Source organism: Methylobacterium sp. E-012, from assembly GCF_057836545.1.
In genome coordinates, this window is sequence record NZ_JBYQEY010000001.1 from 2,401,445 (window position 1) to 2,417,357 (window position 15,913).

The following is a 15,913-nucleotide window of genomic DNA, read 5'->3' on the forward strand; positions in this document are numbered from 1 at the left end:
AGATCTTCGTTGCACTGATATCTAATAATTTTCAAGTTCAAGTCCTAGAAATTGACCGATTTTACTGTTTCCAAAGCCGTTGTCCCTCATTGAGCGATATGCGCGGCATATCCCGGCAACTCTGCTTTCCTGTTGCTTGTCGATGTCGGATCTGAAAACCTGGATTTGCAAGCGTGCCAGGGCGTCGTCGCCTATGCCCGATATTGAGGATTGTGGGGGCGATCCATTGTGAGCAGAAAGAAGAAAGTCCCGGTTTCCACCGCCACGACCGACGTGGTCGAGGGAAAACAAGCTTTCGACTATTGGCGCAGCACGATAATGGGCGGGGTCGACGTGACGCCGCTCGATTCGGCACTGCCGTTCTCGGCCGGCCGCACGGTCGCCGCCTCGCCCTACGGCGCGATCCTCCACGCGTTCAGCGATGCTTACAAACTCGAGCGGACGGCCCAGCATGTCCGGCGCGACGGACGCGACGACGTCGGGGTGACGGTGGTCCTGAGAGGCAATGGCTATATCGAGCAGGGCAACAACGGTGCGCTCCTGAAAGCGGGCGACATCGCCTTTCACGCTTGGGAGCGGCCCGGCGGTGGGGGAAACCTGGGGCGCTACGAGGAGTTGCGGCTCACCGTGCCCCGATCCACGTTCCTCGCGGAGATGGGCGATACGCGCGCATACGGGGGACGCAGGTTCGGTCCGACGCCGCTGAGCGGATTGTTTGTCACCTATCTTCGTGCCTTCGCGTATTCAGTCGCCGACATGTCCGAGGCGGAAACCGGCATCGCCATCGAGGGCGCCCTCCACCTGCTGCGCGGTGCCATCAACGGGGGGGCCGAGCGCGCCGACGGCGAAGAGCTCTCCCGGGACGCGCTACGCTCCCTCGCTCTGGCCCGGATCGAGCGGTGCCTGCACGACCCTGAATTCGGTCCCGACCGCCTGGCCGCAGACCTTCGGATCTCGCGCAGCCGCCTCTACGCGGCCTTTGCCGGGGGGGAGGGGATCGCGGCCAGGATCCGAGAGGCGCGCCTCGACCGCGCGCATGATCGGATCGTGATGATGCGGAAGACGGGCATCCGGGTCACGTCGATCATGACCAGTTGCGGCTTCACCGACCCGGCCGCCTTCAGCCGTGCCTTCCGTCGCCGCTTCGGCCTCTCCCCCCGGGAACTCCTCACCCAGGGCGACGGCTGACCGGATCCGGCGCAGTCGCCCGCGGCTCGACCGCGGCGCGCCGGGGTGCTGCCGCGGCTGCGATGGACCGGATCGATCCGGACAGGGCGAGGCCCAGGCGGATCGCCGCGAGGCCGACCCGCGCGATGCGGATCTGCCGCCGCAGGTGGCGCGGGCCGATGGGGCGGTAGGCGAGCCGCGGACTGGCGCGCTCGGCCTCCGCGATGGCTTGGCCGAGGGGCAGGGTCGCGATCCGATCCGCCTCCGCCGCGCCGATCCCGAGCGTCCGAGCCCAGGCGCGATGGCGGCTGAGCAAGCCCCGTCCGTGCAGCCTTCGGAACCGGCGCCGCCAAAGGTAGCGGCGAACGGCTCGGGCAAACGGTTCCATCCGGGCGTCGCAGAGGGCGTCGGGCTCCTCGCACCGCGCGCGAATCGTGTCGGCGACGCCCCCGGGGGCGCGACCCGTGAGGCGGGCCGAGATGGTCACGCACACGTCGGTGGCGTGGCGAACGCGCAAGCCGCGCGCGATGAGGCGCGCGATGAAGGCACCATCCTCGCCGAGGGGTATCTCCGGCATGCCCCCGACGGCGCGGTAGGCCGCGCGGGTCACCGCCAGCGTCGCGCCGATCGCGGTGCGGTGGCACGGCCAGGGATCGTGCGGGTCCGGGTCGATCCGCGCCTCCGCCTCGGTGATGAGCGCGTCGTAGCGGTCTTCGAGGCGGCCTCGGGCGGGCAGCGACGGCGGCAGCAAGGCCGCCTCGGCGGCATCGAGTTCGACGCGGCCGGCGACCGCGTCGGCCCCCGCCCGGATCGCCGCCCGGTTGCGGGCCACCCAGTCGGGCGGCACCCGGCTGTCGGCGTCGGTGGACAGGATGAGCCCCGCCTGTCCAACATCGCCGAGCCACTCCGCCGCCGCATCCATGGCGCGACGCCGGGCCCAGCCGGCATGGGCACCCGCAAACCGCTCGACCAGGACCCGGACCGGGATCGACAGGGTGGGCACGAGCCCGGCGACGATGGCCTCGGTCCGGTCCGTGCAGTTGTTCAGGAACAGGACCAGCCCGAGGCTCCCCGGTTCCAGGCCCGCCTGGGCGTCCATGGCGCGCAGACAGGTCGCGATACGCTCCTCCTCGTTGCGCACGGGCACCGCCACGATCGCGTCGGGGGTCGTGGCGATGGATAGGCGGTCGCTCGTCACCGGTCGGCTCCGTCGGGCCTGGCCGGGTGGGTCCGGGGCCGCGACGGGGATATGCCCAGGCTTGCCTGAACGAAGCCGGAAGCGTTCCCGTGTCCGGAGGGTATCGGTCGTCCCTCCGAAGAGGGACGCCGGTCAGAGGGTCTTCTCGACCAGGCCTTCGATCCATTCGGGCTGGGTCTCGCCGACGGAACGCCCGACCTCGGTCGCCCCCTTGTAGGCGATGAGCGTGCTCTGCATCCGCACGTCGAGCCGTTTCAGCATCGCTTTCTGGCTGTCGAAGTCGATGTCGAAGATCTGGAGATCCTTGAACCGCGGGTCCGCCGACAGCTTGGCGAGGATCGGCTTCTGCGTCTTGCAGATGGGACACCAGGGCGCGCTGACTTCGACCAGGATCGGGCGGCCGCTCTGCTGTGCGGCGGCGAAGGCACTCTCCGAGAACGGGATCGTCTCGCCCGCGCGTGACGGACCGGGACCGGCGGTCAGCAGCAAGGCCAGACTGGCCAGTGCGACGACATGGCGGCGGGTGTTCATGGTGCGTCTCCCGGATGCCGGACGCTCCTTCGTGGGAGCGCGGCTTTGGGGCAGGGTACACCACCGGACCGGAAAGGCCGCGCGGCCCGGCGACGCGGCGCGCGCGAAAGCGGGGGCACCGGATCACATCATCGAGATGGCGCGTCCAGACGATCCTCCGCCACGAGCGCGGCGATGTCGTTCGCGTCCACCGCATCCATCGGGCGCCGGATCCGCAGGGCCCGGGTCGGTGCGCCCGCCCGCATCACCAGCACGATGGTTTCCATGTCGGGGCAGCCGGGATCTGGGCAGGCGAGTTCGTTCACCGACAGAGTGGCGGTCTCGCCGAGGCGCAGAGCCGCGCTCAGCTCCCGCTTCAGCCGGGCCGCGATCTCGGCCCGCTCGGCCGAGCGGGCGCGCCACGCCTTGAGGCTCACGAAAGCCATGTCCGATGCTTTTCCCCGGGGTGGAAGACCGCGGCGCGAGAGTGTTGCGCGGAGTAGAGCCGGTCAAGCGCGGGCCCATGAACGCGACCGGCAACAAAATCGGCCTTACGTGGTCGTGCCCGGCGCCACCCCGCTGAATTCAGCAGCCCCAGCGGTCTTCCGACTCGACAGTGCGGTGGACGTTCTGCGAGGTGCGCACGAGCGCGCAGAGGATGTGAGATCTTGCGACCCTGGCGGGACGGACCGAACGACCGGCGGAACTACCATCACGGCAACCTGAAGGAGGCGCTCCTTGAGGCTGCGCGCCGCTTCATCGCCGAGCGCGGGATCGGCGGCTTCACGCTGGTGGATGCCGCGCGCCTCGTCGGGGTGACGCCCGCGGCCCTGTATCGGCATTTCCGCGGACGCGAGGCCCTGCTGGAGGAACTCGCCGGGCGGGGCTTCGCCGAACTCGCTGCCCGGCTCGCACGGGCCCTGACCTCGCGCGGTACCCCGCTGGAGCGGTTCACCCGCATGGGCGAAACCTATCTGACCTTCGCCGAAGAGGAGCCGGCCTATTACGCCGCCATCTTCGAGACCCGGGGCCTGTCGTCCGCCGCGGCCGAGCACGACGGTGCGCCGGGTGCCGCAGGCGCCGCCGCTCGGCCGAGCCCCTTCGATCTCCTGGTCGAGGCGCTTCAGGCGACGTTCGCCGATGGGTTCGGAGGCGTCGCACCCCGCTTCATCGCCCTGGAGGTCTGGGCCCTGGCCCACGGCCTCGCGACCCTCTCGGCCGCCGGGCACCTGCCGCGGGGTCCCGGCTTCCCGGACAAGTTCGAACTCCTGCGCGCCGGCGTCCTCGCCCTCGTCCACGGCGTCGCGCGGTCCGGCGAACACGGATCCGGCACCGGACGGCCTTGAAAGGCGTCATCGGCACCCGCATGTTAACCGCGTTCACATGGACAGCGGAGCACAGCCGTGACCTCTCAGACATCCTCCCCTTGGGCGACCGGCAGGCTTAGCCGGTCCGGTCCGTTCCCGCGCCGTTCGCTGGAGATCGGTGCGATCGTCGTCGGCTTCATCTATTGGTGGCCCGTCGGGCTCGCGCTCGTCGCCTGGAAGATTGCGGGCTACCCGGCCTTCGCCGAGCTGCGCGACACGGCCCGCCGGACGATGTCCGATTTCGGGGATGCGCGGCCGGTCTCCCGCTTCGCCCGGGCGTTCGAGGCGGCGAGCCGCCGCGACGGCACTGGCAACGCGGCCTTCGACGCCTATCGCAGCGCTGAACTCGACCGGCTTGAGGCGCAGCGCCGCGCCCTCGAGGAGGAAAGCCGCGCCTTCGCGGCGTTCGTCGAGGAGCTGAAGCGGGCCAAGGACCGCGAGCAGTTCGACGCCTTCATGGCGAAGCGCCGGACCGAAGGGGGCGAGGGCCGTACGGTCTGATACCGCACTCTCTCCCGAGCCGTTCCCGGATACCGATCACCGAGGGGACCAGCCATGTTCCGCCGGAGGACCGGATCGCCGGGAACCGAACCTCCGGCGACGGGGCCGGATGACTCCTTCTGATGCGGCTGCCGGGGGGCAAAAGGCGCCCGGCAGCCGCTCGTGTCAGGCGGCCCGGATGTTGGCCAGGAAGCGGTCGATCTCGGCCGTGAGATGCTCGGACTGGCGCGACAGCTCCGAGGCGGCGCCGAGGACCTGGCCCGCCGCCCGTCCGGTCTCCTCCGCCGCTCCGGCGACACCGACGATGTTGCTGGTCACCTCGCCGGTGCCCTGCGCCGCCTGGCCGACGTTGCGCACGATCTCCTGCGTGGCCGCGCCCTGCTCCTCCACCGCCGCCGCGATCGAGGTCGCCACGGTGTCGATCTCGCGGATGCGCGCGGTGATCGTGCCGATCGCGGTGACCGCCTGACCCGTGGAGGCCTGGACCCGGCCGATCTGGCCGGAGATCTCCTCGGTGGCCTTGGCGGTCTGTTCGGCCAGCGCCTTCACCTCGGAGGCGACCACCGCGAAGCCGCGTCCTGCCGCGCCGGCCCGGGCCGCCTCGATCGTGGCGTTGAGCGCCAGCAGGTTGGTCTGGCCGGCGATCGACGAGATCAGCCCGACCACGTCGCCGATGCGCGCCACCGCGCCGCTCAACTCCAGCACCAGCGCCCCGGTTTGGTCGGCCTCGCCGACCGCCGCCTGCGCGAGCCGGGTCGAGCCGTCCACCTGACGGCCGATCTCCTGGACGGAGGAACCGAGTTCCTCGGCGGCGGCCGCGACGGTGTTGACGTTGGTCCCGGCCTCCTCGGCGGCGGCGGCCACGGCGGTGGACTGGGCGGAGGTCTGGCTGGCCATGGACGACATCGCCCCGGCCGTGGCCTGCAATTCGGTGGCGGAGGCCGAGACCTGCTCGATTATGCCGCCGACCGCGGCCTCGAACCGGTCCGCCATCTGCCGCATGCCGAGCTTGCGCTGCTCTTCGGCGGCGTGGCGCGCCCCGGCGGCCTCGGCCTCCAGCGCGCGGCTGCGGATCAGGTTGTCCTTGAACACCTGCACGGCGGCCGCCATCGCGCCGACCTCGTCGCGGCGGTCCCGGAACGGCACTTCCGTCCCGGTCTCACCGCCGGCGAGCCGCGACATCGCCCCGGTCATGGCCTGGATCGGCCGAGAGATGTAGAGGAGGCCGAACCCCGCCGCCGCCAGCGCCGAGGCGATGGCCAGACCGATCCCGATCATCGCCGTTACAGTGGCCGCGTTCGCACTCGCCATCGCGGCATCCGCGTCGCGGGACGCCGTCTGTCCGTCATGCGCGACCAAGCGCGCCAACAGGGCGCGGGCATCATCATACAACACCACGACATTTGGCTCGACCAACAGCTTCACAGCATCCTGCTGTTGCCCTGATCCCATCAGGCGGCGGGCATCGCCGTCCACCTGCTCGAACTTGCTCCAGGACGCCGCGAAGGCATCGTAGAGCGTCCGCTCCTCCGGTGTGCTGATCAGAGGTTCATACGTGCGGCGTGCCTCCCGCAGGCGTGTGTGCGTTTCGGCGAGGCTGGTCTCGTTTTTCGCCCGGTTTTCCGGCGTGTCCGACAACAGGATCAGGCGGTACTGTTTGATGCGAACTTCGGAGGCCGCCACCTCGATCGCGCTGATCTTCTCGACGGACGGCAGCCAGTTCGTGGCGAGCGCCGTGGTCGATTGGCGGATCGCGGCGGCGTCGCGGAGCGACAGGACACCCTGTCCTGCCGCGATGAGCGCCATCAGGCCGAAGAGGATCGTCAGAATCGTCTTGAGAGATAGATTCAGGTGCATAGCTCGCTCTGATCTCGGTTCAGGGGCGGGGCGTTCGGGCGCAGCAGGACAAAGCAGTTCGCCCCAGTTAGGCCATGCGATACGATCAGCAAGCCGAAGGATCACCTGTTGTTAGGTTGACTGACAGTAATAGAAATTCTCTCTGAAGCTTTTTTACAATCGGATTTGTACATGAAAACATACATTTTTTGATCAATTCTAACTATAGACCGACTGAATAAGATTGTATTATTAAAAAAATTATTCCTTAGAAAAGTTAAAATCTGTCATTTTGCGCGGACGACGACGATTTTTGGTCAGTTCTGCCCATTGTTGATCATCTATTTGCACAGAGATCACAAACCAGACCTGGAAAATGGCTCTGCAATAGCCTGAGAAATTGATCTTTCCAACACGCCCTGATCTTCGGTGCCAATCTTTCTGCACGGCCGTACGGCCGGCCCTGAAACCGCGGATGCGGAGACCGGCCCGTATCCGGAAGGCCGACCGGATCCGGGTCGATTGCCGCTCCCACCGACGGATCAGCCCGCCCGGATGGTCCAACTCGGAAGTTGCACCCCGGCCCGGGGTCCTGCATTCCTCGGTGGCCGAGGCGGAGGGTTGGGCCATGCCGATGGGTCGGGTCACCGTGGTGGATCACCCGCTTGTGCAGCACAAGCTCACATACCTGCGCGACAAGAACCGCTCGACCAAGGGGTTTCGTCAGATCCTGAACGAGATCGGCATGCTCCTGGCCTACGAGGTGACGCGGGATCTGCCGCTGGAGCCGGTGACCATCGAGACGCCGTTGCAGCCGATGGAGGGCCGGCAGATCCAGGGGAAGAAGCTGGTGCTGGCGCCGATCCTGCGCGCCGGGGTCGGGTTCCTCGACGGGATGCTGTCGCTGGTTCCCTCGGCGCGGGTCGCCCATATTGGGCTCTACCGGGATCCGGACACGCTGGAGGCGGTAGAGTATTACTTCAAGGCTCCGTCGGATCTCGCCGACCGGACGGTGCTGGTCCTCGACCCGATGCTGGCCACCGCCAACTCGGCGATCGCAGCCCTCGACCTGCTGAAGGCCCGGGGGGCGTCGGACCTGCGCTTCGTCTGCCTTCTGGCGGCTCCGGAGGGCCTCACCAAGTTCCAGGGGGCCCATCCCGACGTACCGATCTGGACCGCAGCCATCGACAGCCACCTGAACGATCACGGCTACATCGTTCCCGGGCTCGGCGATGCGGGGGATCGGATGTACGGTACGCGGTGAACAAGGCGGAGCGCTCCGTCCGGCCCGCAATCGAAACATGTCGCGCCGTCACGCGCACCGGGAGACGGCAGCATGCTGGGCTGGGATGTCGACCGCGATGCCATGACGGCGCCCGCCGTCGCGCGCAACCGCGATGCGGTCCTCGCCGTACTGCGCCGGGTCCTGCCGGCGCGGGGCACTGTGCTGGAGATCGCCAGCGGCTCCGGCGAGCATGCGGTCTACGTCGCCGCTGCGCTGCCGGCCCTCACGTGGCTGCCGAGCGATCCCGATCCGGAGGCCCGGCGCAGCATCGCGGCGCATGTCCGCCGGGCCGGGGCCACCAACATCCTGCCGCCGCTCGATCTCGACGCGCGCGCGGCCTCGTGGGCGGTCGGCCGCGTCGACGCCATCGTCTGCATCAACATGATCCACATCGCGCCCTGGGCGGCGACCGAGGGGCTGATGGCCGGGGCCGGACGCATCCTGACGGAGGACGGACTCCTGTTCCTCTACGGGCCGTTCCGGGAAGACGGCCGGCACAGCGCGGACAGCAACGCCGATTTCGACGCCTCCCTGCGCGCGCGCGATCCGGACTGGGGTGTACGTGATCGCGAAGCGGTCGCGGTCGAGGCCGCACGTCACGAGTTGGCCGTCTCCGAGCGGGTGGCGATGCCGGCGAACAATCTGAGCTTGGTCGTCCGGCGCGTGGGAAGCTGACGGGGCATTCGTCACGCGTCTGCGCGCCTGCACATTGAATTCAGCCGGACGAATGTTGCACACTCCGCCCGTGAACCCGATGCGACGGCAGAAGCCGCACGGGCGCCAGGAGGAAGCCCATGCCGATGGAACGCAGCCTTTCGAGCCGGGCCCTCGCCCTGCTCGCAGTCGCCGGATTGACGGGAGCGGGCCCGGCGCGCGCCGCCGACCCGATCCGGATCGGGGTGATCGCCGAGGCGCAATCGGTGGTCGGCGCCTCGATCCCGCAGGCCGTGCAGCTCGCCGCCGACGAGATCAACGCCAAGGGCGGGGTCGACGGCCGGCAGATCCAGGTCGTGACCTACGACGACAAGAGCTCCGCCTCCGACGCGGTGCGCGCCTTCCAGCGGGCGGTCTCCGAGGACAAGGTCAACCTCGTCATCGCCAGCTACGTCTCCGAGGTGGTGCTGGCGCTGATGCCCTGGGCCGCCCGGCTCAAGACCCCGATGATCACCCCCGGGGCCGCATCGAACGAGATCAGCCTCGCCGTTCACAAGGACTACGCGCGCAACAAGTACACTTTTCACGGCTACTTGACCTCGGCGGCCCTGGCGCAGTCGATCTGCGACTCCACGAAGGACATGCTCCTCGACCTGATGAAGGTGAAGACCGCGGCGATCATGAGCGAGGACGCGGCCTGGACCCGGCCCCTCGACGTCGGATACGAGAAGTGCCTCCCCGAGATCGGCGTCAAGGTCGTCGATCACATCCGCTTCTCGCCGGACACGGGCGACTTCACGCCGATCTACAACAAGATCGAGGCGGCCAAGCCCGACCTGATCGTCACCGGTATCTCGCATGTCGGGGTCCAGCCGACCGTGCAGTGGCAGAACCAGCAGGTGCCGCTCGCCATGACCGGGATGAACTCCCAGGCGACCTCCTCGACCTTCTGGTCCAACACCAACGGCGCCACGCAGGGGGTGATCTTCCAGAGTATCGCGGTGCCGGGGGCCGCGATCACCGGGAAGTCGCTCGGCTTCAGCGAGGCGTTCAAGAAGCGCTTCGGCAGCGACCCGTCCTATGCCGGCTACATGGCCTACGATCAGGTCTATTACACCGCCGAGGCGGTGAAGCGCGCCGGCTCCACGGAGGCCGACAAGCTGGTCGACGCCCTGGAGAAGACCGACTGGGAAGGCACCGTCGGGCGCACGCAATTCTACGGCACGGACGATCCCTTCACCCACTCGATCAAGTACGGGACGGGCTTCGTGACCGGCCTGATGGCGCAGTGGCAGGACGGCAAGCAGGTCGCGATCTGGCCGAAGGGCCTGGCGCAGGGCCAGATCGTGCTGCCGGCCGCGGTCAAGGCCGCGGCGCGGTAGAGCCACGTCCCGAACGGTGGCCGCCGGCTTTTCAAAAACGGCGATGCTGATCGGACAGCGAGCGCATCGTGCCGGTTCCGATATCCGGTACGATGCGCGAGCCGTCGCACCACTCGCATCCGCGCGCTCGGCGGGCCCGCGGCTTGCCAAGCGCGCCCCTTGCCGCAAGTAGAGTCGCACCGCGGCGGCATAGACGCGGGCGAGATGACACGCGCGGAGAGGATTTCGTCGATGGTGAGCACCGATCTGCCCGGGACCATGCGCCAGATCCGCTACGCGGGCTCCGGTGGTCCGGAGGTGATCACCCTCGAGACGGCCCCGGTCCCGAGCCCGGGGCCCGGTCAGGTGCTGATCGAGGTTGTGGCCGCGGGGGTAAACCGGCCCGATGTCGCGCAGCGGGCCGGGGTCTACCCGCCGCCGCCCGGCGCCACCGAGGTCCCTGGCCTCGAAGTCGCGGGCCGCATCGTCCGGCTCGGCCCCGATGTCACGGGGTTGTCGATCGGCGACGAAGTCTGCGCCCTTGTGATCAGCGACGGCTACGCCGAGTTCGCCGTGGCCGAAGCCGCCCATTGCCTGCCGCGCCCGAGGGCCGTCCCCCTGGCCGACGCGGGCGGGCTGCCCGAGACCTTCTTCACCGTCTACTCGAACGTGGTCCAGCGGGGCCGGCTCGCCTCCGGGGAGAGCTTCCTCGTCCATGGCGGGTCGAGCGGCATCGGCGCGACGGCGATCCAGATCGCCAAGCATGTCGGTGCCCGGGTCTTCGCCACCGCCGGCTCGGCCGAGAAGTGTCGCTTCTGCGAGGATCTCGGGGCCGACGCGGCAATCGACTACAAGCAGGCGGATTTCGCCGAGGAGATCAAGCGGCTGACCGATGGACGCGGCGTCGACGTCATCCTCGACATGATCGGCGCCAGCTATCTGGCCCGCAACCTCAAGTCCCTGGCGCAGGATGGGCGCCTCGTGATGATCGCGCTGATGGGCGGCTACAAGGTCGACGGCCTGAACATCACCCCGATCATGCGCAACCGCCTGACCTTCACCGGCTCGACGCTCCGGCCGCGCTCGAAGGCCGACAAGGCCGCGATCGCCGAGGGCCTGCGGCGGGATATCTGGCCCGCGCTCGAAGCCGGGCGCATCCGCACGGTGACGCACGCCACCTTCCCGCTGGAGCGGGCCCAGGAGGCGCATGCGCTCATGGAATCGAGCGCCCATCTCGGCAAGATCCTGCTGAGCACCGGGCGTTGACCGTCCGGAACACAGGAACCGGCTTCCTCGGCTTCGCGTTGGCGGCCGGTAACGGGAACGTGTTGCAGACCGCGCTTCCGCGGGTTGCGTCCCGCCGATGAAGGTTGGTGCAGATGGCCGAGAGATTGAACCCGCAGGACAGCCGGCAGGGCGAGCGCGGCAAGACCGTGCTGTGGGTGCTGGTCGCGAGCCTCGTCCTTCTGGCGATCGCCACGGTGGGTCTGTTGACCTGGAACGGCGCGAATGCGCCCAAGGATTACGCCAGCCAGAGTCAGGATGCGTCGCGCCGTGAGGTGACGGGCTCGGTCAGCGGCCAGGCCGGCGGTTCCTCATCCGCGAACAGCACCGGCGTGCCGGGCGGCAACCCGTCCTACCCGCAGCCGGCTCAGCCGGGTGCGAATGGCGGAGCGGCGAAGTAAGCCGTCGCGCGGGGCGGCCGTCGGCGCCGCCCCGAACACCGCTCGCTCAGCGCGTCGGGACGGGCGTCGGCCCACGGTAGTCGTAGAACCCGCGCTTGGCCTTCCGGCCGAGCCAGCCGGCCTCGACATATTTCACCAGCAGCGGACAGGGACGGTACTTCGAATCCGCCAGCCCTTCGTACAGGACCTGCATCACCGACAGGCAGGTATCGAGGCCGATGAAGTCGGCGAGCTGCAGCGGACCCATCGGATGGTTCGCGCCGAGCTTCATCGCGGTATCGATCGACTCCACCGATCCAACGCCCTCGTAGAGGGTATAGATCGCCTCGTTGATCATCGGCAGCAGGATGCGGTTGACGATGAAGGCCGGAAAGTCCTCCGACATCGTCGAGGTCTTGCCGAGCTTGGCGATGAACGCCTTGGCCGCCTCGTAGGTCGTGTCTTCCGTGGCGATGCCGCGGATCAGCTCGACGAGCTGCATCAACGGCACCGGGTTCATGAAATGGATGCCGATGAACTTCTCGGGCCGGTCCGTGGCGGCGGCGAGCCGCGTGATCGAGATCGACGAGGTGTTGGTCGCCACAAGGGCTTCCGGGCGCAGCGACGCGCACAGCGACGAGAAGATCTCGCGCTTCGTGGCCTCGTTCTCGGTCGCGGCTTCGATGACCAGGTCGCAGGGGCCGAGCGCGTCGAAGTCCCGGGCCGGCAGGATGCGGGCCTTGGCCGCGCGGCTGTCTTCGTCGGAGAGGCTGCCCTTCGAAACCAAACGGGCGAGGTTGCCCGCGATCATGCCCAGTCCATTATCGAGCCGGGTCGAGTCGCGATCGTTCAACAGGACGTCGAGACCGGCCGAAGCGCAGACCTGCGCGATGCCGCTGCCCATCTGGCCCGCGCCGATGATGCCGACCCGCTTGATCTCCATACTCATTGACCGACCTGTGCCCCTGATGCCGATGCCCGGCCGTGCGACTCGACGGATGCGCCAAGACGACGGCACGTTGTCCTGCCGTCGCTGTCTTGTAGACCAATCACCGACGCGGAAGGAACCCGCGAGGTCGCATGATACAGGCATACCGGTTCAGTGCGACCGCCGGGGTAGACCCGGCCGTTACTGACCCTTCGCTTTTCCGATCTCCGATTGCAGTTCCGGCACCACCTGGAACAGGTCGCCGACCAGCCCGTAATCGGCGACCTGGAAGATCGGGGCGTCCTCATCCTTGTTGATGGCCACGATGACCTTCGAGTCCTTCATGCCGGCGAGGTGTTGGATCGCGCCCGAGATTCCCACCGCCACGTAGAGGTCCGGCGCCACCACCTTGCCGGTCTGGCCGACCTGCCAGTCGTTGGGGGCATAGCCTGCGTCCACGGCGGCGCGGGAGGCGCCCACCGCCGCACCGAGGCTGTCGGCGAGCGGCTCGATCAGGGCGTGGAATTTCTCCGAGGAGCCGAGCGACCGGCCGCCCGACACGATGATCCGCGCGGCCGCCAGTTCCGGACGATCGGACTTGGCGATCTCCTCGCCCTTGAAGCTCGAACCGCCCGCCTCCGCGGCGGAGGCCGAGACGGGCTCGACCGGCGCCGCCGCGCCGCCCTCGGCCGCGGCCTTGAACGCCGCGGTGCGCACGGTGATCACCCGCTTGCCCGCGGGCGCCTGCACGGTCTGGATCGCGTTGCCCGCGTAGATCGGCCGCTCGAACGTATCGGGCGCGACCACCTTGATGATGTCTGAGATCTGCGCGACGTCGAGCAGGGCTGCGACCCGCGGCAGCACGTTCTTCCCGGTGGTCGAGGCCGAGGCGATGATGGTCTCGTAGGGCTCGGCGACTGCGACGATCAGGGCCGAGACCGGCTCGGCGAGGTCGTGGTCGTAGACCGCGTCCTCCGCGACCAGCACCTTCTCGACGCCGTCGAGCTTGGCCGCAGCCTCGGCCACCGCCTTCGCTCCGGAGCCCAGGACCAGGGCGTGGACCGGCGCGCCGATAGCCCTGGCGGCCGTCAGCGCCTTCAGCGTCCCGTCCTTGATCTGGCCGTTGCCGTGCTCGACGAAGAGGAGTGTCGTCATGGTCGTCTCGAGTCCTCGGAGTGGGGGGCGCGGGGCTCGACCCGGGGCGGGGAGCCTCGCCTGCGGATCAGATGACGCCGGCTTCGACCTTGAGCTTCTGGACGAGTTCGGCTGCGGACCCGACCTTGATGCCGGCGGAGCGCCCCGGCGGCTCGGCGGTCTTGAGGACCTTCAGCTTCGGGGTCACGTCGACGCCGAGCGCCTCCGGGGCCAGTTCCTCGAGCGGCTTCTTCTTGGCCTTCATGATGTTCGGCAGCGACGCGTAGCGCGGCTCGTTGAGGCGCAGGTCCGTCGTGACGATGGCCGGGAGCTTCAGACTCACAGTCTGGAGACCGCCATCGACCTCGCGGGTGACGTCGAGGCTGCCCTCGCCGACCTCGATCTTGTAGGCGAAGGTGCCCTGCGGCCATCCGAGAAGGGCGCCCAGCATCTGGCCGGTCTGGTTCGAATCGTCGTCGATCGCCTGCTTGCCGAGGATGACGAGTTCGGGCGCCTCCTTCTCGACCACCGCCTTCAGCAGCTTGGCCACGGCGAGGGGTTCGCAGGTCACGTCGGTCTTCACCAGGATCGCCCGGTCGGCGCCCATGGCCAGCGCGGTGCGCAGCGTCTCCTGGGCCTGCTGCGGGCCGATGGAGACGGCGACGATCTCGGTGACCTTGCCCTTCTCCTTCAGGCGGATCGCCTCCTCGACGGCGATCTCGTCGAAGGGATTCATGGACATCTTGACGTTGGCGAGTTCGACCCCGGAGCCGTCGGCTTTGACGCGGATCTTGACGTTGTAGTCCACAACCCGCTTGACGGGCACCAGCACCTTCATGGCGGTCACGATCCTTCCCCGGAGGATTCTTTTCGTCGTGCAGGCCACGTCCGCGGGCGCCGGAGGCGTAGCGCGGCGTGGGCACGCAAGGCGGCCGGACCGTAGCGGCCACATTTCCGCCTTGTCAACGCGGCGCGGTGGAGCGGGCTCGAAAAGACCGGCCGCCGGTTCAGCGGTTGGCGCCGGGGACCCAGAGGACGTCGTCGGCCCCGTCGGCATTCGCCGTGCGGCTGGCCACGAACAGGAAGTCCGACAGGCGGTTCAGGTAGCGGAGCGCCTCGGGCGAGACGTCCTCACCCTCGCGGGCCGCGAGGCTCACCGCCAGACGCTCGGCGCGGCGGCAAACCGTGCGTGCGACGTGCAGGGCGGCGGAGGCGGCCGATCCCCCGGGCAGCACGAAGGACTTCAGCGGCGGGATCGCTTCGTTGAGGGCGTCGATGTCGCGCTCCAGGCGCTCGACCTGGCTCGCCACGATCCGCAGCGGCTCGTAGGGGAGGGGCTCCGGGCTCGGCGGCGTCGCGAGGTCCGCGCCGAGGTCGAACAGGTCGTTCTGGATCGCCCCGAGCATCCCGTCGAGATGACCCTGCGTGTGGAGGCGGACCATTCCGATGCAGGCGTTGGTCTCGTCGACGGTGCCATAGGTCTCGACGCGCAGGTCGGCCTTGGACCGGCGCTGCCCGTCGGCGAGCGCGGTCGTGCCCTTGTCGCCGGTGCGCGTGTAGATGCGGTTGAGCTTGACCAAGGGGTCTGGCGCCTCAGAAGGTGTAGCCGATCTTGCCGCCGAAATTGGTCAGGCCGCGGTTGTTGGCGCAGAGGCCGGCGTTCGACATGTGCTCGACGGTGGCCATGATGCTCCAATGTTCCGTCAGGCGATAGCCCAGCGCGGCGGCCTCGCGGAACATGGGCGAGCAGCCCAGGGTGTTGAAGCCGTAGGGCGTCTCCGCCTTCGGGCCGGTATAGCCGTTATGGGCGACGCCGCCGAAGAAGCCGTCGAGGAAGATGCGCCGGTTGAAGGTCCCGGGGAAGACCTCGAGGGTCCAGGTGGCGCCGAGATAGGCGTAGCTGGTCCGGCCGCCGGTGTTGTAGCTGCCGCCCACGGTCGGTCGCGGGACGAAGGCCTGCCAGAACGGGTCGGCGCTGAGGACAGGCTTGGCGAACAGGATCTCGCCGTTGACGTTCGCCTTGCTGAAACCCGGGAGCTTGCCTTCGGCACTGCCGGGGTCCTGCACCGCGCCGCCGATCCGGACCTCCGAGACGATGCTGAGCGGCTGGGCCGGCGCGGCGTAGGCCGCCGGCAGGGGCGGCGCATCCGCGGCCGAGACCGGCAGGATCGCGGCGGCCGTGAGCAGGCCGACAAGGCAGGTGCGGAGGGGGGCGATCATGCGGGCTCGGCCGGGGGGACTTCGCAGTTCCAGTCCACCGAGCGTAGCACGAGGCTTCCGCGGCCGACCGCCGAATTCATCCGCCGGT

Annotated in this window: 17 protein-coding genes; 8 read left to right on the plus strand and 9 right to left on the minus strand. The window is 68.7% G+C overall.

The window, feature by feature from the left end; all coding sequences use genetic code 11:
• Positions 1–228: 228 nt before the first annotated feature.
• Positions 229–1,188 (plus strand): helix-turn-helix domain-containing protein, encoded by a 960-nt coding sequence (locus AC3IF1_RS11440; RefSeq protein ID WP_489217624.1) that lies wholly within the window; start codon positions 229–231, stop codon positions 1,186–1,188.
• Here the strand turns inward: AC3IF1_RS11440 and AC3IF1_RS11445 are convergent.
• The 3 genes from AC3IF1_RS11445 to AC3IF1_RS11455 form a co-directional block, all read right to left on the minus strand.
• Positions 1,169–2,365, minus strand: coding sequence for a glycosyltransferase family 2 protein (locus tag AC3IF1_RS11445; RefSeq protein WP_489217625.1), 1,197 nt, complete (start codon positions 2,363–2,365; stop codon positions 1,169–1,171). The genes AC3IF1_RS11440 and AC3IF1_RS11445 overlap by 20 nt on opposite strands.
• Positions 2,366–2,497: 132 nt before the next feature.
• On the minus strand, positions 2,498–2,896 hold the full coding sequence (locus tag AC3IF1_RS11450) for a thioredoxin family protein (protein WP_243971265.1): 399 nt from the start codon (positions 2,894–2,896) through the stop codon (positions 2,498–2,500).
• 128 nt (positions 2,897–3,024) lie between these two features.
• A complete protein-coding gene (locus AC3IF1_RS11455; RefSeq protein WP_489217626.1) occupies positions 3,025–3,321 on the minus strand; it encodes a hypothetical protein in 297 nt (98 codons plus the stop codon).
• 222 nt (positions 3,322–3,543) lie between these two features.
• Between AC3IF1_RS11455 and AC3IF1_RS11460 the strand changes: the two genes are divergently transcribed.
• Positions 3,544–4,221, plus strand: coding sequence for a TetR/AcrR family transcriptional regulator (locus AC3IF1_RS11460; RefSeq protein WP_243971261.1), 678 nt, complete (start codon positions 3,544–3,546; stop codon positions 4,219–4,221).
• A gap of 57 nt (positions 4,222–4,278) precedes the next feature.
• Positions 4,279–4,743, plus strand: coding sequence for a DUF2852 domain-containing protein (locus AC3IF1_RS11465; RefSeq protein ID WP_243971259.1), 465 nt, complete (start codon positions 4,279–4,281; stop codon positions 4,741–4,743).
• Positions 4,744–4,908: 165 nt separating this feature from the next.
• Here the strand turns inward: AC3IF1_RS11465 and AC3IF1_RS11470 are convergent, their stop codons facing one another.
• The gene (locus AC3IF1_RS11470) at positions 4,909–6,600 is read right to left on the minus strand and encodes a methyl-accepting chemotaxis protein (RefSeq protein WP_489217627.1); all 1,692 of its coding nucleotides are present in this window, start codon (positions 6,598–6,600) and stop codon (positions 4,909–4,911) included.
• A 607-nt stretch (positions 6,601–7,207) separates the two neighbouring features.
• Between AC3IF1_RS11470 and upp the strand changes: the two genes are divergently transcribed.
• From upp to AC3IF1_RS11495, 5 genes are all read left to right on the plus strand, one after another.
• Complete coding sequence (upp, locus tag AC3IF1_RS11475; RefSeq protein WP_243967526.1) at positions 7,208–7,843, plus strand: uracil phosphoribosyltransferase; 636 nt, start codon at positions 7,208–7,210, stop codon at positions 7,841–7,843.
• A gap of 72 nt (positions 7,844–7,915) precedes the next feature.
• Positions 7,916–8,539, plus strand: a complete 624-nt coding sequence (locus tag AC3IF1_RS11480; RefSeq protein WP_489217628.1) for a DUF938 domain-containing protein — start codon at positions 7,916–7,918, stop codon at positions 8,537–8,539.
• A gap of 119 nt (positions 8,540–8,658) precedes the next feature.
• A complete protein-coding gene (locus AC3IF1_RS11485) occupies positions 8,659–9,900 on the plus strand; it encodes an ABC transporter substrate-binding protein (protein ID WP_489217629.1) in 1,242 nt (413 codons plus the stop codon).
• Between the two features lie 231 nt (positions 9,901–10,131).
• Positions 10,132–11,145 carry an NAD(P)H-quinone oxidoreductase gene (locus AC3IF1_RS11490; RefSeq protein ID WP_489217630.1) on the plus strand — a complete coding sequence of 338 codons (1,014 nt, stop codon included), beginning with the start codon at positions 10,132–10,134 and terminating at the stop codon, positions 11,143–11,145.
• A gap of 113 nt (positions 11,146–11,258) precedes the next feature.
• Positions 11,259–11,564 (plus strand): hypothetical protein, encoded by a 306-nt coding sequence (locus AC3IF1_RS11495; RefSeq protein ID WP_243973952.1) that lies wholly within the window; start codon positions 11,259–11,261, stop codon positions 11,562–11,564.
• A 46-nt stretch (positions 11,565–11,610) separates the two neighbouring features.
• Here the strand turns inward: AC3IF1_RS11495 and AC3IF1_RS11500 are convergent, their stop codons facing one another.
• From AC3IF1_RS11500 to AC3IF1_RS11520, 5 genes are all read right to left on the minus strand, one after another.
• Positions 11,611–12,492, minus strand: a complete 882-nt coding sequence (locus tag AC3IF1_RS11500) for a 3-hydroxybutyryl-CoA dehydrogenase (protein WP_489217631.1) — start codon at positions 12,490–12,492, stop codon at positions 11,611–11,613.
• Between the two features lie 180 nt (positions 12,493–12,672).
• Positions 12,673–13,626 (minus strand): electron transfer flavoprotein subunit alpha/FixB family protein, encoded by a 954-nt coding sequence (locus AC3IF1_RS11505; protein WP_243973872.1) that lies wholly within the window; start codon positions 13,624–13,626, stop codon positions 12,673–12,675.
• Between the two features lie 67 nt (positions 13,627–13,693).
• On the minus strand, positions 13,694–14,443 hold the full coding sequence (locus tag AC3IF1_RS11510) for an electron transfer flavoprotein subunit beta/FixA family protein (RefSeq protein WP_243973953.1): 750 nt from the start codon (positions 14,441–14,443) through the stop codon (positions 13,694–13,696).
• Between the two features lie 169 nt (positions 14,444–14,612).
• On the minus strand, positions 14,613–15,185 hold the full coding sequence (locus tag AC3IF1_RS11515) for a cob(I)yrinic acid a,c-diamide adenosyltransferase (RefSeq protein WP_489217632.1): 573 nt from the start codon (positions 15,183–15,185) through the stop codon (positions 14,613–14,615).
• A 13-nt stretch (positions 15,186–15,198) separates the two neighbouring features.
• Entirely contained in the window at positions 15,199–15,825 is a 627-nt protein-coding gene (locus AC3IF1_RS11520) for an acyloxyacyl hydrolase (protein ID WP_243973874.1), read from the minus strand.
• Positions 15,826–15,913 lie beyond the last annotated feature (88 nt).